The following is a 16,877-nucleotide window of genomic DNA, read 5'->3' as shown; positions in this document are numbered from 1 at the left end:
TGCCATGCGCTACGTCCACTTAAATCGAACCGGACAGCCGTGGGTCAAGCCCGGCCATGACGACCTCCCCGTGTCCCGGGCGCGATGCGGCATTCTTCATGCCGCTTCGCAGAACCGGGACCCCGGTTCCTTGGAGTCGCAACCACCGAAACTCCGGTTGCTACGCGCCGCAAGCAACCGGGACCCCGGCTCCGCAACGCACCGCTCCGCAAGGGCTGCGCGCTGGCTGCGTCGGGGAACGGTCACAGTTCCCGCGCATTTGAGAACGCAAACGAACTCACCCGCCGCGTGTTTTCATCCAGGATCAGCGTACGGGTGATCGGCGGCTCTGCGCGCTGGCTGCAGTTTTCGCGTTCGCACAGCCGGCAGTTGACGCCGATCGGCGTGCCTTCGGCTCGCTCCAGATCAATGCCGGTGGCGTAGACCAGCCGCGAGGCATGGCGGATTTCGCAGCCCAATCCGATGGCGAAGCGCGGCTGCGGCTGCGGATGCGGCGCCACCGGCCGGCGCACCATTTGCGCAATCGAAAAATAGCGGCTGCCGTCCGGCAGCTCGATCACCTGCTTCAAGAGGCGGTCCGGCGTATCGAAGGTCGAATGCACATTCCACAGCGGGCAAGTGCCGCCGAATTTCGAGAACGGAAACGTTCCGGACGAAAACCGCTTCGACACGTTGCCGGCGTTGTCGACGCGCAGCATGAAGAACGGCACGCCGCGCGCATTGGGCCGCTGCAGCGTGGTAAGGCGGTGGCAGACCTGCTCGAAACCGGCACTGAAGCGTTGCGCCAGCACATGGACGTCGTAGTTGAGCGTTTCGGCGGCGCCGTGAAAAACCGGATAGGGCATCATCACCGCAGCGGCGAAATAATTCGCCAGCGTAATGCGATAGAGCCGGCGCGGAGTGTCGTCGAGCGCGCCGGCGCGGTTGACGATGGTGTCGAAGATCGGACCGCATTCGGCAAGTCCGACCTGGAACGCAAGCTGGAACGCGCGGCCGGGCCCATCGACCAGTTCGGAAATCAGCAATTGGCGGCGGTGCCGGTCGAATCTGCGCAGCGTTTCGCGCATCACGTCCACCGGCATGATGCGGGTGACGATGGAATGCTTTTCGCGCAGGCGGGTGGAAAGCGCGGCGAACAGATCCTGGGCGCCGACATTGATCTCGTCGCGCAGATTTTCCGCGAGCTGTTCAAGCTCCGGAAAATAATTGCGGTTGGCCTCGATCAGATCGCGGACGCGCTCGATCGGGTTGGCTTCGAACCGAACGCCCTCGTCGCGGTCGGCAAATTGCGCCGCCGCCATGGTCTCGCCGCGGCGAGCTTCGGTGTAGGCGGCATAAAGCCGCTGGAGCGAATGCGTCACCCCGGGGCACAGCTCGGCAAGATCGCGCAGCTCCTGCTTCGGCAGATCGATCTGGCGGAATAAAGGGTCAGAGAAAATCTCGTTGAGCTCGGCAAAGAAGCGGTCCTCGTCGGCGCTGGCGAGGTCGCGGAGATCGAGGTCGTAAGTCTGCGCCAGCCGCATTAGAAGCTGCGCCGTCACCGGGCGCTGGTTGCGCTCGATCAGGTTGATATAACTCGGAGAAATGCCGAGGCCCTCGGCAATCTGGGTTTGCGAAAGACCCAGCTGCTGGCGAATCCGGCGGAAGCGCGGACCTACGAACAGCTTCTTTCCCGGGTCCGGAGCCATCAACGCTTCTCATTGTGACAAAAATTACAAAATTACATAACATACAAGTACAGATGTTACAATACATCACCAATCCGCTATTCACATACTGTACTATTTCCAGGGTTTGCCGTTTAACTGCGGATAGGTTTTCGCAGTGCATTGTCACGAATGTCTAGAGGATAAAACCATGAACTTCCAGCCACGTGGAATCAACGATCTGGCCATCCAGCAGCCAACCTCCTATCAGAGCGAAATCGAAGCTGCCGAAGCGCTCCTCAAGGACAAGGGCACGTGGAACGGGGTCAAGGCCGAAGCCGTGGCCCGGATGCGCCTGCAGAACCGCTTCAAGACCGGCCTCGATATCGCGCGCTATACGGCCGCGCTGATGCGCGCGGATATGGCGGCCTACGACGCCGACCGCACGAAATACACCCAGTCGCTGGGGTGCTGGCATGGCTTTATTGCCCAGCAAAAGCTGATTTCGGTAAAGAAGCATTTCGGCACGACCGATCGCTGCTATCTGTATCTCTCCGGCTGGATGATCGCAGCGCTTCGCTCTGAATTCGGACCGCTTCCCGACCAGTCCATGCACGAGAAGACATCGGTGCCGGCGCTGATCGAAGAACTCTACACGTTCCTGCGGCAGGCGGACTCCCGCGAACTCAACGACACCTTCCGCAACCTCGACGCGGCCCGCAAGGCAGGCGACAAGGCAAAGGAAAAGTCGCTGATCGAAAAGATCGATAATTTCCAGACCCATGTCGTGCCCGTGATCGCCGACATCGACGCCGGCTTCGGCAATGCCGAGGCGACCTATCTGCTCGCCAAGAAGATGATCGAAGCCGGCGCATGCGCGCTGCAGATCGAAAACCAGGTCTCCGACGAAAAGCAGTGCGGGCACCAGGACGGCAAGGTGACCGTGCCGCACGAGGTATTCCTGGCGAAAATTCGCGCCTGCCGCCATGCTTTCCTCGAACTCGGCGTCGAAGACGGTGTGATCGTCACCCGTACCGACTCGCTGGGCGCGGGTCTCACGCAACAGATCGCCGTGAGCCACCAACTAGGCGATATTGGGGATCAGTACAACAGCTTCCTGGACTGTGAGGAAATTACCGCCGACAACGCCAGGAATGGCGACGTCATCATCAACCGCAACGGCAAGATGATGCGTCCGAAGCGGCTGCCCAGCAACTTGTATCAGTTCCGCGAAGGCACCGGTCAGGATCGCTGCGTGCTCGACTGCATTACCTCTTTGCAAAACGGCGCTGACCTGCTCTGGATCGAGACCGAAAAGCCGAATATCGAACAGATCGCCAAGATGGTCGATCGTGTTCGCGAGGTGATCCCGAACGCAAAGCTGGCCTATAACAATTCGCCGTCGTTCAACTGGACGCTGAACTTCCGCTGGCAGGTTTACGACACGATGAAGCAAGCAGGCAAGGATGTCAGCAAGTACAACCGCGCCGAGCTGATGAAGGCGGAGTACGACGCAACGCCGCTGGCGATCGAAGCCGACGAACTGATCCGGACTTTCCAGGCCGATTCAGCCAAGCGCGCCGGAATCTTCCATCATCTGATCACGTTGCCGACCTATCACACGGCAGCTCTTTCGACGGATAACCTCGCGAAGGAGTATTTCGGCGACCAGGGAATGCTGGGCTATGTGAAAAACGTTCAGCGCCAGGAAATCCGTCAAGGCATCGCCTGCGCGAAACATCAAAATATGGCCGGCTCGGATATCGGCGACGATCACAAGGAATACTTTGCCGGCGAGGCCGCCCTGAAGGCCGGCGGTGTCCATAACACGATGAACCAGTTCGGCTAACGCTAATAGCAGGAGACCATCATGCCAGGCAGTAATTTTTGGGTTATCGGCGGTGAGTTCGGATCGATGAACTTCCACAAGCTGGTAGAGGGATCGGCCCAGGTGCAGGGTCCGTTCAAGACCCGCAAGGAAGCCGAAGACGCCTGGAAAGAGGTGTCCGAACAGAACCGCCATAAGGCCGGCGTACGCTTTTCCATCGTGGAAGAACCGAGCCGCGTCCCGGCCTGAACCGCCGGCAAGCATAAAGTCCAAGGCCAGCGGCCTCACCCGATTCCTCGGGTGAGGCCGCTGTCGTCTCGCTCAAGCTATTGTTAATAAAGGACCTTTGCGCCGGACGTGGTTACTGATAAGTTAATCGCGGCGAACTCCAGGAGCAGGCGGCGCGATATGTCCGACATGCCGAATTCTGCGATCGATCCTGCGGCTGAAAAGCCGATGCGGCTGCGCGACGCCATGCGGCAGGCGCGGATCGAAGCCGCCGACCGAACCGGCGTCGTGGTGGATCTCCGCGACGCCGAGGTGGCTCGGCTCGAAATTCTGAACGAGGCGCTGGATCCGCTGTTCGCGCAGGTTCCGGATCGGCTCGATTTGTTCGACCGCGGCATCAGCCAGGGCGAAAATCCCAGGCTGTGGATCGACGTGGTCGCGCATGTCGCGATGGGCCGCGACAAGCGCATCTACCGCCTGGTGCAGGACACCCGTTTCGGACGCATCGTCATCGCCGAATCGCACGAGGTCGCCACGATGGTCGACGCCGTCACCGACTATGTCGCGCGCCGCATGGTGGAGCGCGAACACGCACTGGTCGCTACCCCTATCCCGGAGCCTGCTGTAATCCAGACGCCACGCCGCGCCGGCTTCTGGACCTTCGCGCTCGGATTTGTTCTCGGGGCACTGGCGCTGTTCGGCCTCGCGCTGTTCGCCGCGCTGCGGAATATGTGAATCGAGAAAGCCCTCATTGTGGGGCTTGACTGGCTACAACACCTGCCCCCGCCGCAATTGGCGAATGCGCATATCGTCCCCAAGCCCACGCACCGTCTGCTCGCATCGCCACGCTTCGCCTTCACGTTCTATCGAAAAAAGATTGTAAGCCGCAGCGGGATGCTGCCCGTGCGCGATCGACGACGCCGACGGCACGCCGATTGCGGGAATGCGGCCGTGCGGTCCTTCGAACCACATCGTGGAATGAACATGATCGTGACCGTGCAGGATCAGTTCGACGCCATGGCGCTTCAACAGCGCAAGCAATCGGTCCGAATCGGTCAGCCGCTTGTGCCGCGAGCCTTGCTCAGACCGAAGCGGGTGATGAATCAGTAGGACGCGAAACCCGTGCTCAGCGGATAGCCGCGCGAGAATAAGATCGAGCGCATTGCGCTGCGCCTGCCCGAGCCATCCCGTCGCCATAAGCGGCGGCGTTGGAACCGCCGAGGAGACGCCGATCAACGCCAGCGGACCACGCCGGCGTAGAAACGGAAACGTGATCGGATCAGCTGTCAACGCCCCGTCGCCGCGCAGGTAATCTCCCCAAATTTCGGCGGCGCGTTTCCGCATCGCGCGTACATAGCTATCATGATTGCCGGGCACGGCAGTAACGCGATCCGGGGGTCCGACGCTCTCCAGCCACGCCCGGGCCGGTGCGAATTCGGCGCCAAGGGAGATATTCACGAGGTCGCCGGTGATCGCGATATGGTCGGGCCGTTGCGCCTGCATGTCGGCCACCACCGCATCCAGCACCTCGCGGCGATGGATTTTGTGCCGATTGCGGGTCCAGTTCAGATAGCCGAGCGCGCGCTTGCCGGCGAGTTCGCGCAAGCCCGGCGCCGACGGCAGGGCAAGATGCGGATCGGACAGATGCGCCAGCGTGAATACCGCCATCGAACATCCTGTAAAAATCGCGAATGTTTTGGCAAGCTGTCCACCCCAATGCAAGCAGCAAGGCGCCAGGCGTATGAATTTGCAAGACCTGCGGCAAATGTTCGAGCCGGCGCTTCGCCGCGCCTTTCATGTGTACTGGCGCTTTGCCCGCGGCATGACACTGGGCGTTCGGGGCGTGGTATTGGACGGCGAGAACCGTGTCTTTCTGGTCAAGCATAGCTACGTGTCCGGCTGGCATCTGCCGGGCGGCGGCGTCGAGGTCGGCGAGACGCTTCGCGATGCGCTGGCGCGCGAATTGATGGAAGAGGGGCGGATCGAACTGATAAGCGAACCGAAGCTGCATGGCGTGTTATTCAACAGCCATGTGTCACGCCGCGATCATGTCGCGGTCTATGTGATCAGGCGGTTTCGGCAGGACAGGCTGCCGGAGCCGAATCGGGAGATCGTGGCCTGCGGCTTTTTCGCCCCCGGCGCGCTGCCGCTTGATGCCACCGAAGGTACCCGTCTGCGGATCGCGGAAGTGCTCGAGAACAGGGAGCCGAGTCCCACCTGGCGTTAGAGATCGTTAGCGTTCGGTCCTTATGATGACGGGTCAAATGTTAACGACCTTTAAGGACTGACGATGAGCGCCGCGCGGGACCTCACGGCGCCTAGGCTTCGCGGCGACCTGGCCGGGATGGCGGAGGCGCTCGCGGAGTTTGCAAAACAGGAATTCCAGCAAGCCGACGCCGCCCGGCCGCGGGTCGCGGTGCTGGTGCCATGCTTCAACGAGGAAGCCGCGGTGGCGACCGTAGTCGCGGATTTTCGCAAAGCCCTGCCTGCTGCGGAAATTTACGTCTACGACAACAATTCATCGGACCATACCAAAACCGTCGCGGCTGAAGCCGGTGCGCAGGTGCGCGGCGAACGCCGCCAGGGCAAGGGCCATGTGGTGCGACGGATGTTCGCCGATATCGACGCCGACATCTATGTATTGGTCGATGGCGACGCCACCTACGACGCCGCCAGCGCGCCGCGCATGATCGAGAAGCTAACGGCCGATCATCTCGACATGGTGGTCGGCTTTCGCGTCGATCAGGTGCAGGCCGCCTATCGGCCGGGCCATCGCACCGGCAACCGGATGTTGACCAGTTTTCTCGCGGCGGTGTTCGGTCAGGAGTTCAAGGACATCCTCTCCGGTTATCGGGTTTTCTCGCGGCGCTTCGTCAAATCCTTCCCGGTGCTCTCCGACGGCTTCGAGATCGAAACCGAATTGAGCGTCCACGCGCTCGAATTGGCATTGCCGGTAGCGGAAATCGAGACGCCGTATTTTGCCCGGCCGGAAGGCTCGTTCAGCAAGCTCAACACCTGGCGCGACGGTTTTCGCATTCTCGGCACCATCCTGAAACTTTACCGGTCGGAAAAGCCGTTGAGATTCTTCTCGGCGATCGGCATTGTTCTGGCGCTGATAGCCGTCGGTCTCGCTGTGCCGCTGATTGTCACCTACATCGAGAATGGTACGGTGCCGCGATTTCCGACCGCGATCCTGTCAACCGGCCTGATGATTCTGGGGGTGCTAGCGGCGTGCTCCGGGCTGGTGCTCGATACGGTGACGCGCGGACGGCGCGAGATGAAACTGCTGGCCTATCTGTCCCAGTCCGTGACCAACAGGAACTGATGCCGCGAGCGGTTCGGGCAACGATGGACCCCGCATCGCTCAGATGCTATTCCGCGTCTCGATATGAGCGATCTTTCACTTACTATATTGGCGGAGACCGCCGGCGACGCGCAGGCAATCGAGCGGCTGCATGAGCGGACGTTCGGCCCCGGCCGTTTCGTGCTGAGCGCCTACCGCTTACGCGAGCAGGTCGATCACCGGCTCGATCTGTCGTTCACCGCAAGAATTGGCACGCTGCTGGTCGGCTCGGTCAGGCAGTTGCCGATCTGTATTGGTGACACTCCGGCCTTGATGCTGGGACCGCTGACGGTCGAACCGCCGTTTCGCAGCCGCGGGGTCGGTCGCGCGCTTCTCGATCGCGCGCTCGGGGAGGCAAAGTCGAAAGACCATCGCCTCGTGCTGCTGGTCGGGGATGAGGCCTATTACAGCCGCGTGGGGTTCAAGATGATCCCGAAAGGCCGCGTAAAGATGCCGGGCCCGGTGGATTACGCGCGCCTGCTGATCGCCGATCTGGCCGATGGCGCGTTTGCCGATGTGTCCGGTGCCGTGCGGCCGGACTGGAGTTTTGCGAAGTAGCTTCTTTGTGCCCCGGACGCAGCGCCGCACGCCGTTCTTCACGGCGTGGTGCGCGCTGCAGAGTGGAGCCGTAACGAGCACGGGTTCGTGACGGTCCAGGCTCTGCGGTGCATCCCTAAAGAAGCGCTACACCGCGTCCGGGACAGGGGTGAGGCGTTCTCAGAATTTCAGATTCGCAAAGGCTCGCACCCCGATACCCGGCAGCAGAACCTCGTCCTTGTTGTAGGATACCGAGTTGCGGATGTTCTCGTTCAGCAGATTATTGCCAACGAGCCCGATCATTATCTCGTGCGCGCCGAACCAACCGGCATCGAGCTTGGTCTTGTAGCTGATCTCCGCTTTCAGCAGATTGTAACCGGGGGTCGGCGTTTCGGCAATTACAGCGACATCGTTCTGAGAAAATGCGTGGAGCAGGCTGACCCGCATCAGCCAGTTGGCGTCACGATAGAATATTCCGCCTCCAAGCCGCTGCGGCGGAATCCGAGGCACGTTACTCCCGTCTTCGAAGGTCGCGCGGACGATATCATATTGCCCCTCGATCCCGAACGAACCGTTCCAGAGTGGCAGCACATCATACTGGAACTGCAACTCGCCGCCGCGGAAAGTCGCGTCACGCTGGGAGTAGATCGCCTGATTAAGCTCAAGACCTGAACCAGTCTGGCACACGCTATCCTCGCATGTATTGCCGTTCAGCCGCCGGTAGATGAATCCGTTGAATTTGGTGTAGTATCCGGTCAGTTCAAACCGCAAGGGTCCCGTCGCCCTCCGCAATCCGACTTCGACCGATTTGGCAGTTTCGATGCCAAGATCGGGATTGCCGATATCGAAAGTGGTGGTCGCATCGTGACCACCGCGCGAAAATAATTCCGCCGGCTTGGGAGCGCGCTCGGTATATTGGCCGGTAATGCTCGCGACCAGATTCCAGGGAAGATTGTGGATCAGGCCGATGCTCGCGCTCATCGGCGTGAAGTTGAGGTGGCGCGCTGTAGCGGGACCTATGGCGTTGGGATCGGCGTTAAGATCAAACATCTCCGGAATGAAAGCCGGTGTGGTTCCGCTCAGATTGGCATGCTCGATGCGCCCGGCAATCTGCGCCTTGGTGTTATCGGTGAACTTCAATTCGTTAAAGATGTATCCGGCGACCTTCGTATTTCTGTTCGGATCCCACAAACCGTTGATGGAGCTTCCGATATCATCCGGGCTTGGCGCCGTTAGCTCCTGATGCGACGCCTGAACTCCGACAGCGGCGGTCAGCGCGGCGAAGCGGATATTGAACGGCGCAAATTGCACCTCGATCCGGCCCTCCTGCTCCTTGTTGGTGAAGGTCTGCCGTACGCCGAGGGTTGACAGATCGGTAGGGTCGGCCAGCCCGATTTCGTTGTGCTTGTAGTCGGTAGCGCCGGCCCAGAACCTGACGGCGTCGATTGCAGCCGCATCTGGCCGGTATTCGCCCTTGGTGGTGGCCTTGGTTTGATGCGCGTCGATGCGGGTTAGGTGATCAGCCCCGTCGAGACCAGGGATGTGATAAAGCGCGTCGGTCTGCGTGATCGCCGCACCAATGAAGCCGCCATGGAAGAAATAAGAGCCGCCGATGGATGCTCCGTCAGCCTGTGCGGCGGAATTCGGCTGGCGTCCGTTAAAGGGTTTCGTCGGGTCGGTAAGATAAGGATGGCTCGGAATATAATAGTCGCCGGACGTGCGGCCGTAGGCGTCGGCATGAACTGCAAAATTGCCGCCTCCGGCGTCGAGCAGAATTGCACCTTCGGCGCCGCGATCTACGGAATTGACCGCGGTACGCGTCTCGGCCGTCACGCAGCCCGGAGATTCGGCATTTGCAATGGGAGCCTTCACCGGAAGCCCGTAAGTTTGAAAGGGCACGGCGCAGGAGGGCAACGCGTCCGGAATGCGGTTGTTGGTGGCGCTGACCACGCCGCCGATCGATGTTGACCCATAGCGCAGCGTGGCGGGCCCGCGAATGACTTCGATCTGGTTTGCCGCAATCGGATCGATGGGAACGAAATGATCTTCGCCGAGGTCCGATGCGCCGTTGCTGCCAATTCCGTTCTCGATAATTCCGACGCGGTTGACATCCAGGCCGCGGATGATCGGCCGGCTCGAAGCGCCGGGCGCAAATTCCGACCCGGTGATGCCGGGCTTGGAAAACAGCAGATCGCCGAGTGTCCCGCCGCCTTGCCGGCGGATCTCCTCGTTCGGTACCACGGTAACCGTCGCAAACTGCTGGGTCACGATGGGAAGCGCGCCCTGTTGGGAGGTGGTGACCGCAAGCGTTGGCTGCGGCTGCGCGGCACGCGCAGGATTGCGTCCGCCGGCGATTCGGGTAACGCGGATAGGTTTAGGCGAAGGAACGAGCTTTCGCCTTACAATTGGACTGGGCGACGTCACGGTGATCCCTGGAAGCGCGGTGGTGCCTTCGGGCGCTTGCGAATCCTGGGCTAACCCTGCGCCACTAAACGCGCACAGCAGCAGCGATGTCGAACTTGAGGCGAGAAACCTACGTCCTAGTGAGTATGACATTGTCCTGATCCTGCCAAAGCCGAATCCGTTTCGTCATCGACGAATTAGGATCGCGACCTGCCGTTGATGTTAGACGGACCGATTTCGATTGATCATGGAAGACCGGCCGCGTGTAACGCGGCGATCCTTAAGACCATCAAGTCATCGATGTCAGGAGGCGGGGGGAGCGCGGGGCCGGAAAGCGACGCGGCCATGGTCGAGATGGACGAATTCCGCGTCGGTGGCGAGGTATAGAAACTCCACGGCCTGCGGCAGCAGCAGCACCGGCGGCGCGGCAAACAGCACCGCATTGGCCAGCGCCATGACCGCGCAGATCGCGCAGGGATCGGTACGCTGTTGGTCGGAGTCGTGACTGGGCGAGGGCTGCGGCTGGACCGAGTCGATTTCCGATTGGATCGCGGGGGCAGCCTGGGCGGCAACGCCATGAAAATGCCCGAACGACAGCGCGAACTGGATCGCCAGCGCCAGCAACGCCAGCCGCGATCCGTGTTGGATGTTCGATCGAAACCATTTCATGCCGAATAACTTCGCAAGCCCTGCAAGGATGTCAATCGTGCTTCACGCCCGGAGACGATAAGAATTCGTCAGTGTGGGATCGGGGCAACGCGTGCCCAACCTCTCGCCGCCCGGTCAAGCCCTGCCAGATTCACGCATCTTGTCCCACACGGGCTTGACCCGCGTATCCATCCAGCTTCCATCAGTCTTTGCGAACGGGATGGATTGGATTGCCGAGGTCAAGCCCGGCGATGACGGCGGAGTGCTGTGCGCAAGCAGGGCTCAGCGTCCCTCGCGCAGCCACGTCGCGGCGAATGCTCCGAGCAGCAGCAGCAGGCCGATCAGGCCTGCGAAAATCGGCAGCACGCCGACGCCGCGAACTACGCTGGCGTCCCGCATTTTTATGCCCATCCAGCCATCGCCGCGGAATATGCTGGACGCGCGTACCGGAACGACGCGCGGGAGATCAATGCCGGAGCCTTCGGCGATGCGGCGCACGTCACCGCCGGTGGTTTGCGCCAGCGGCTTCAATAGTTCGGTGGTCGAGGTGACTTCGGAAAATTCTTTCGGGTTGACGGGGCCGACATTGATCAGCGCTTTGAGCGTGCCGTCGGTGGCCTGCCACAGGCCGAGTTCGTCGGCAGGCGTGGCCGAACGCCACAATCCGGGCTCGCTCAGGCTTAACGTCAGTTCGCGCGTCATGCCGGATGGCGAGGTAACCGTTACCGGCGCGACGCTGTCCGACATGGTCTGCCGCAGCACCGCCAGATCCTTGGCCTGGGTCTGCAGCCGCAGCGCCTCTTCGTCGAGATCGGGCTGCTTCATCAGCCAGTGCGACATCCGCCGCAGCAAATCGAGATGAGGACCGCCACCTTCATAGCCCCGCGCCCACAGCCAGATGTGGTCGGAGAGCAGCAGCGCGACGCGGCCCTCGCCAAAGCGAGACAGCAGCAGCAGCGGCTTTCCATCTGCGCCGGTCATCACCGGAGGGTTGCTGGCATTGCGGGTCTCGACGGTGCGGAAGAACCGGCTCCAGTGCGGCGGCTCGCTGGCGGAGCCTTCCAGTCCGCGTGTCACCGGGTGACGTTTGCCGGCATCGCTAAGATGCGCATAGAACGGCTTCTCGGTGACGCCGACCGGCTCCGCCGGCAGCACCGAATCCAGCGGCGTGCGCCAGATGCTGGTGGTCGAGGCATAATCCGGACCGGCGGATACCAGCACCGCGCCGCCCGCGCGGACGTAGCGTGCGATGTTGTCGAAATAGGCGATCGGCAGCACGCCCTGGCGGGCGTAGCGGTCGAAGATGATCAGTTGAAATTCGTTGATCTTCTGCTGAAACAGTTCCCGGGTCGGAAACGCGATCAGCGACAGTTCGTTGATCGGGGTACCATCCTGTTTTTCCGGGGGCCGCAGAATCGTGAAATGCACCAGATCGACGCTGGCGTCCGATTTCAGCAGGTTGCGCCAGGTGCGTTCGCCGGCGTGCGGCTCGCCGGAAACCAGCAGCACCCGCAGTTTGTCGCGCACGCCGTCGATGGCGACAACAGCGCGGTTGTTGACCAGCGTCAACTCGTTCGCCAGCGGCGAGGCCTCGATTTCGACGATGTTGGGCCCTGCGTGCTTGATGTCGATATCGATGTTGACGGTTTGGCCGCTCAGCACGGTGCGTTCGTTGATTACGTCGCCATCGCGGCGAACCACCACTTTGGCGCGGTCGCCGCTGACGCCCTGATCGTCGAGCCGGTAGGTAACGGTCTGGGTTTGTCCGACGATGCCGAAGCGCGGCGCCGCCGAAATCGCGATGCGGCGGTCGCGTTCGTCCTTGCGCCCGGTGATCAGCGCATGCAGCGGCGCGGCAAACCCGAGCGCTGCAGCGTTGGCGGGAATGTCGTGAACGCGGCCGTCGGTGATCAGAAACGCGCCGGCGACCCGATCGGTTGGCACGTCCGACAATGCCGAGGACAGCGCGCCGAACAATCTGGTGCCATCGGTTTCGCCATCGGCCTGTCCGGCTTCCACCACGCGGACCTCAAGGCCCTTGATCTGCTTGAGGCTGTTGACCAGCGCCTCCTGCGCCTGCGCGGTTTCGCGGGTGCGCTCGCCAAAACCCTGGCTCGGACTCTTGTCGATGACGACGGCGGCGACTGACGAGAGCGGCTCGCGCTCCTCGCGGGTGAAGGAGGGATTGGCCAGCGCCAACAGGATGAGAGCCAGCGCAGCGACGCGGACCGCAGCACCTCGCGCGCGGCCGACCAGCAGCAGGCCGGCGATCGCGACGATCGCCGCGAGCGCGATCCACAGCACGAGCGAAGGGACAAGGGGGGTAAATGCGACGCCGTAGTTCATCGCACGCGCCTATCGACTTTGTCATGCGCGGCCTTGTGCCGGGCATCCACGTCTTGGCTCCGAAGAACAAAGACCTGGATGGCGGAAACAAGCCCGGCCATGACGGCATGGTTGCGGGAAGCGCTCATACCAAAGCCCATCCTCATTGCCCCAGCCGTTCGATCAGCGCCGGCGCGTGCACCAGGTCGGCCTTGTAGTTGCCGGTCAGCGTGTACATCACGATATTGACGCCGGCGCGGAAGGCGAATTCGCGCTGCCGCGGCTCGCCGGGCGACAATGGCAGCATCGGCTGTCCGTCGGGCCGCAGCGCCCAGGCGCCTGCGAGATCGTTGGAGGTGATGATGATCGGCGAGACGCCGTCGCCGCCTCGTGCAGGCTTCGAGGCGGCTTCGTCGTCGTCCTCGCGCGGTAGCGTTTCGACCCAGGTCTGGCCTGAATTGAAGCGGCCGGGAAAGTCGCGCAGCAGATAAAAGGTCTTGGTCAGCACGTGCTCGCGTGGCACCGGTTCGAGTTCTGGAACCTCGAGCGAAGAAAGGATGTTACGCAATTCGATCATGCCGGGAGTCTGCGATTCGCCGCCCGGCCCCGGCGGCGCCTCGATGGCGTCGCGGGTATCGAAGATCACGGTGCCACCCTGTTTCATGTAGGCGTCGACGCGGTTGATGGCGTCCTGCGGCGGCTTCGGCGCGCCTGGCAGTATGGGCCAGTAGATCAGCGGAAAAAACGCCAGTTCGTCCCGCGCGGGATCGACGCCGACAGGGTCGCCGGTTTCCAGCGCCGTGCGCTGCGCGAGGAAAAGGGTCAGGCCGGCCATGCCCGCCTTCACGATCGAATCCACGTCGGCATTTCCGGTGATGACGTAGGCCAGACGGGTTTGCGCGACCGCCTTGATGGCGAAATCATCGTTGGCATCGGCGCGCAACGGCGTCGGCGTTATCGTGGACAGAACGAGAGCAAACGTAATAGCCGCCGGCACGGCGCGCCGCCGCAATAGCGCAGCGATGCCGCCGCCGAGCATTGCCACGATGATCGCGTCGATCAGAAACAGCACCAGCGATGACGACAGCAGGATGCCCCTGAGTTCGCGCGGCTCGGCGTTGGTATAATTGGCCCGGCGCGCCTTCAGGGCAGACGTGTCCAGCGGCGCGATGCGGTCCGCAACGGCCAGCGTATTGACCGCGAGCGGGCCGTCCGCCGGTCCATAGAAGCCGGGCGGATGATCGACCGTCGCGCGGTCGCGGAAGTCGGCGGGCAGCGGCTTTGCGGTCGAGGGCGGAGGTCCGAACGCGCCGAACCCATCCAGCGTGCGCAGCGGCGCCACGGTTTCGACGCCGGCCTCGCCAGCCACTCCTGCACCGGGATTCGACGTGTATCCGGAGATATCGACGATTCGCCTCAGCATTTCGACAAAGGTACCAGACAACGGCAGGTCGGACCAACGCATGTCCGCGCTGACGTGAAACAGGGTGACCAGTCCCTTGCCGCGATGCTCGCCGGTCACCAGCGGAGTGCCGTCGACCAGGGAGGCCCAACTCTTGGTGGCCAGCACCGCGTCCGGCTCGGCGAGCACCTGCCGGCTGATGGTGATGTCCTTCGGAACGGGAAGGCCGGCGAACGGCCCTTCGGCGGCGAACGAGGCCAGATGCTGGGGCTTCTCCCAGGTCAGGCTGCCGCCAAGGCTGCGTCCGCCGCGACGAAGCTTTACCGGTACAAGACCGTCATCCGCCTGCGCCAGCCGGGGTCCGGCAAAACGCACCAGCACGCCGCCTTGCTCGATCCAGGCGCTAAGGCGTTCGCGAATCTCCGGCGAAAGCGTTCCAACATCGGCGAGCACGATCATCGGCAGCTTCTGATCGAGGAACTGGGTGATCGCCTGCTGCGGTGCGCCTTTATCGCCAAGCCGGACGTCGGCGAAAGGCGCGAGCGCGCGGGTGAGATAGAATGTGGATGCCAGCAGCGGCTGCGCGGTATCGTTAGTCGATCCGCTGACGATGCCGATGGCGCGGCGGCGCCAGCGCTTGTCCAGCAACTGGACTGCGCCCGCCGAGCGTTCGCCCGCGATCTCAAGCCGCGCGATATCGTTGCGCAATTCCACCGGCAGATCGAAAGCTGCTTCGGTCTCGCGATCTTGCAGCGGAAACGTATAACGCGCCTCGCCGATCGGCGAACCCTTCTGGTCCAGCCCGCGCACAATGCCGGTATCAATGGCGATGCTGCTGTTGGCGCGGAGCAGTTTCACCGTCATTTTCGCGGCGGCGTTTTCAGCCGCCACGAGCGCATGTGCGGGAGGGGCGCCTTCGAAGATCGTCAAGCTGCGATCTCCGATCGTCTTGCTCAAGCCTTCCAGGAATTCCGGTCCGCGGCCGGTGTCGACCCCATCCGAAAGCCACGCGATCTCGCTGTCGCCGGCGGCTTTCAAAAAACGCTCAATGGCGGGCAGGGTTTCGATCCGCTCGACGGCATAGGGTTTTGGCGCGAACTGACGCAGGGTGACGCGCGCGGTGCCGCCGGTCATGAGCGTAATATCGCGGGCCGGTTCCGACAGCGGCACGAGCGCAACGCCGCGGCGGTCATTGTCGGCGTTTGCGATCAGTTCGTCGGCCGCCTTGATCCGTGCATCCCAACTGGCGGCCGCGCTCCAGCCGTCGTCGAGCAGGATCAGCAGCGGTCCGTTGCTGCCGGCAACGCCGGTTGGCGGGTTCCAGATCGGACCGGCCGCGGCGACAATCACCAGCGCCGCTGCCATCAGGCGCAGGGCTGTCAGCCACCATGGCGTGCGCGCCGGCGTTTCTTCCTTCGGCGCGATGTCGAACAAGAGCCGTGTCGGCGGAAATTCGATGCGCCGGGGCCGCGGCGGCATCACGCGCAGCAACCACCACAATACAGGCAGGCTGAGCAGGCCCAGCAACAGCGCAGGTTCGGCGAAGGAGAGCGGAAGCCCGGCGATCATGCGCGCGCGTCCGAACTGGAATGCGCGGGCCGGCGGCTCTTGATGATGGTGTGGGCGCCGGCGCCCATTTGGCCGTGAATGGCGAACAGCAGTTCCGTAGGCCCGCGATTGGTGCGATGAACGGTGAAAGTCCAGCCAAACTGTTCGGCTTCGGCGCGCAACGCCGCGCGATGATTTGCAACCAGCGTCTGATATTCCGCGCGCCAAAGTTCGGCGCGTCCGGCAGTGATGCTGCCGAGCCCCTCGGATTCCACGAATTCGACACGCCCGGAATAAGGGAAGCTTTCCTCCGCCGGATCCACGACCTGCACGACATGGCCGCGTGCCCCGTTTGCAGCAAGCTGGCCGATGGTGCGGCGTAACTCCGCGACCGGGCTCCACAGGTCCGACACCAGAAGCACTTCTGAAAACTGAGCCGGCGCAAAATTCGGCGGCAGGCTCGGACGCTCGCCGGCGTCATGCAGCATCGCCTGCGCCATCTTTTCGATGACGTTGCGGTTCGCGGTAGGACGCATCAACTCCGGAATGCCGACGCGTTCACCGCCCTGGACCAGTACCTCTGCAAGCGCAAAAGACACGACCAGGGCGCGGTCGAGCTTGCTCCATTCGGTCGCGCGTGAATTAAAATCCATCGATGGCGAGCGATCAACCCAGAGCCAGATGATATGGGACGCTTCCCATTCACGTTCGCGCACATAGAGATGGTCGTCACGCGCCGAGCGCCGCCAGTCGACATTGTGCGATGGCTCGCCATTGACGAAGCGCCGGTACTGCCAGAAATTCTCGCCTGCACCGGCGCGCCGGCGGCCGTGCAGTCCATGTATTACGGTCGATGCGACGCGCCGCGCCTCCAGAATGAGCCGGGGCACGCGAGCCGCGAGCTTCCGGCTCTTGCCGATAGCTGCGGTTACCGCCTCTTTCTCGGTATCGCTCCGGAGTTCGGCCATT

The 16,877-nt window shown here is 62.5% G+C and carries 13 protein-coding genes; 6 read left to right on the top strand and 7 right to left on the bottom strand.

Going from position 1 to position 16,877, the window contains the following annotated elements; genetic code table 11:
- Positions 1-242 precede the first annotated feature (242 nt).
- Positions 243-1,688 carry a short-chain fatty acyl-CoA regulator family protein gene (locus tag ACFE72_RS21345; protein WP_375415117.1) on the bottom strand — a complete coding sequence of 482 codons (1,446 nt, stop codon included), beginning with the start codon at positions 1,686-1,688 and terminating at the stop codon, positions 243-245.
- A 169-nt stretch (positions 1,689-1,857) separates the two neighbouring features.
- On the opposite strand from ACFE72_RS21345, the gene ACFE72_RS21340 reads away from it, so the two are divergent.
- The 3 genes from ACFE72_RS21340 (at position 1,858) to ACFE72_RS21330 (ending at position 4,437) form a co-directional block, all read left to right on the top strand.
- Entirely contained in the window at positions 1,858-3,495 is a 1,638-nt protein-coding gene (locus ACFE72_RS21340) for an isocitrate lyase (RefSeq protein ID WP_375415116.1), read from the top strand.
- A 21-nt stretch (positions 3,496-3,516) separates the two neighbouring features.
- Positions 3,517-3,723: a hypothetical protein gene (locus tag ACFE72_RS21335; RefSeq protein WP_327569650.1), complete on the top strand. Its 207-nt coding sequence runs from the start codon at positions 3,517-3,519 to the stop codon at positions 3,721-3,723.
- Between the two features lie 159 nt (positions 3,724-3,882).
- Positions 3,883-4,437 carry a hypothetical protein gene (locus ACFE72_RS21330; RefSeq protein WP_375415115.1) on the top strand — a complete coding sequence of 185 codons (555 nt, stop codon included), beginning with the start codon at positions 3,883-3,885 and terminating at the stop codon, positions 4,435-4,437.
- A 33-nt stretch (positions 4,438-4,470) separates the two neighbouring features.
- Here the strand turns inward: ACFE72_RS21330 and ACFE72_RS21325 are convergent, their stop codons facing one another.
- The gene (locus ACFE72_RS21325; protein ID WP_375415114.1) at positions 4,471-5,370 is read right to left on the bottom strand and encodes a metallophosphoesterase family protein; all 900 of its coding nucleotides are present in this window, start codon (positions 5,368-5,370) and stop codon (positions 4,471-4,473) included.
- Positions 5,371-5,443: 73 nt separating this feature from the next.
- Here ACFE72_RS21325 and ACFE72_RS21320 point away from each other — a divergent pair, with 73 nt between their 5' ends.
- From ACFE72_RS21320 to ACFE72_RS21310, 3 genes are all read left to right on the top strand, one after another.
- Positions 5,444-5,929 (top strand): NUDIX domain-containing protein, encoded by a 486-nt coding sequence (locus ACFE72_RS21320; RefSeq protein WP_375415113.1) that lies wholly within the window; start codon positions 5,444-5,446, stop codon positions 5,927-5,929.
- Between the two features lie 63 nt (positions 5,930-5,992).
- On the top strand, positions 5,993-7,027 hold the full coding sequence (locus ACFE72_RS21315; protein ID WP_375415112.1) for a glycosyltransferase family 2 protein: 1,035 nt from the start codon (positions 5,993-5,995) through the stop codon (positions 7,025-7,027).
- Positions 7,028-7,090: 63 nt separating this feature from the next.
- Positions 7,091-7,603 carry a GNAT family N-acetyltransferase gene (locus ACFE72_RS21310; RefSeq protein WP_375415111.1) on the top strand — a complete coding sequence of 171 codons (513 nt, stop codon included), beginning with the start codon at positions 7,091-7,093 and terminating at the stop codon, positions 7,601-7,603.
- A gap of 159 nt (positions 7,604-7,762) precedes the next feature.
- Here the strand turns inward: ACFE72_RS21310 and ACFE72_RS21305 are convergent, their stop codons facing one another.
- The 5 genes from ACFE72_RS21305 to ACFE72_RS21285 all read right to left on the bottom strand — a co-directional run bounded on the left by ACFE72_RS21305 (position 7,763) and on the right by ACFE72_RS21285 (position 16,876).
- On the bottom strand, positions 7,763-10,138 hold the full coding sequence (locus ACFE72_RS21305; RefSeq protein ID WP_375415110.1) for a TonB-dependent receptor: 2,376 nt from the start codon (positions 10,136-10,138) through the stop codon (positions 7,763-7,765).
- Positions 10,139-10,288: 150 nt separating this feature from the next.
- On the bottom strand, positions 10,289-10,654 hold the full coding sequence (locus ACFE72_RS21300) for a DUF2946 family protein (protein WP_375415109.1): 366 nt from the start codon (positions 10,652-10,654) through the stop codon (positions 10,289-10,291).
- A gap of 261 nt (positions 10,655-10,915) precedes the next feature.
- The gene (locus tag ACFE72_RS21295; protein ID WP_375415108.1) at positions 10,916-12,979 is read right to left on the bottom strand and encodes a hypothetical protein; all 2,064 of its coding nucleotides are present in this window, start codon (positions 12,977-12,979) and stop codon (positions 10,916-10,918) included.
- Positions 12,980-13,121: 142 nt separating this feature from the next.
- Positions 13,122-15,926, bottom strand: a complete 2,805-nt coding sequence (locus tag ACFE72_RS21290) for a DUF4159 domain-containing protein (RefSeq protein ID WP_375415119.1) — start codon at positions 15,924-15,926, stop codon at positions 13,122-13,124.
- The gene (locus ACFE72_RS21285; protein WP_375415107.1) at positions 15,926-16,876 is read right to left on the bottom strand and encodes a DUF58 domain-containing protein; all 951 of its coding nucleotides are present in this window, start codon (positions 16,874-16,876) and stop codon (positions 15,926-15,928) included. Before ACFE72_RS21285 ends, ACFE72_RS21290 begins: the two co-directional genes overlap by 1 nt.
- Position 16,877 lies beyond the last annotated feature (1 nt).

The sequence above is a fragment of the uncultured Bradyrhizobium sp. genome (assembly GCF_964252615.1).
GTDB lineage: Bacteria > Pseudomonadota > Alphaproteobacteria > Rhizobiales > Xanthobacteraceae > Bradyrhizobium.
The sequence above is the reverse complement of the archived record's forward strand: the minus strand, read 5'-3'. Positions and strand labels throughout refer to the sequence as shown.

What these genes read in the sequence shown, in the direction of transcription:
- ACFE72_RS21345 (WP_375415117.1), bottom strand. Translation starts at nt 1,688, where the DNA reads ATGGCTCCGGACCCGGGAAAGAAGCTGTTCGTAGGTCCGCGCTTCCGC.
- ACFE72_RS21340 (WP_375415116.1), top strand. Translation starts at nt 1,858, where the DNA reads ATGAACTTCCAGCCACGTGGAATCAACGATCTGGCCATCCAGCAGCCA.
- ACFE72_RS21335 (WP_327569650.1), top strand. Translation starts at nt 3,517, where the DNA reads ATGCCAGGCAGTAATTTTTGGGTTATCGGCGGTGAGTTCGGATCGATG.
- ACFE72_RS21330 (WP_375415115.1), top strand. Translation starts at nt 3,883, where the DNA reads ATGTCCGACATGCCGAATTCTGCGATCGATCCTGCGGCTGAAAAGCCG.
- ACFE72_RS21325 (WP_375415114.1), bottom strand. Translation starts at nt 5,370, where the DNA reads ATGGCGGTATTCACGCTGGCGCATCTGTCCGATCCGCATCTTGCCCTG.
- ACFE72_RS21320 (WP_375415113.1), top strand. Translation starts at nt 5,444, where the DNA reads ATGAATTTGCAAGACCTGCGGCAAATGTTCGAGCCGGCGCTTCGCCGC.
- ACFE72_RS21315 (WP_375415112.1), top strand. Translation starts at nt 5,993, where the DNA reads ATGAGCGCCGCGCGGGACCTCACGGCGCCTAGGCTTCGCGGCGACCTG.
- ACFE72_RS21310 (WP_375415111.1), top strand. Translation starts at nt 7,091, where the DNA reads ATGAGCGATCTTTCACTTACTATATTGGCGGAGACCGCCGGCGACGCG.
- ACFE72_RS21305 (WP_375415110.1), bottom strand. Translation starts at nt 10,138, where the DNA reads ATGTCATACTCACTAGGACGTAGGTTTCTCGCCTCAAGTTCGACATCG.
- ACFE72_RS21300 (WP_375415109.1), bottom strand. Translation starts at nt 10,654, where the DNA reads ATGAAATGGTTTCGATCGAACATCCAACACGGATCGCGGCTGGCGTTG.
- ACFE72_RS21295 (WP_375415108.1), bottom strand. Translation starts at nt 12,979, where the DNA reads ATGAACTACGGCGTCGCATTTACCCCCCTTGTCCCTTCGCTCGTGCTG.
- ACFE72_RS21285 (WP_375415107.1), bottom strand. Translation starts at nt 16,876, where the DNA reads ATGGCCGAACTCCGGAGCGATACCGAGAAAGAGGCGGTAACCGCAGCT.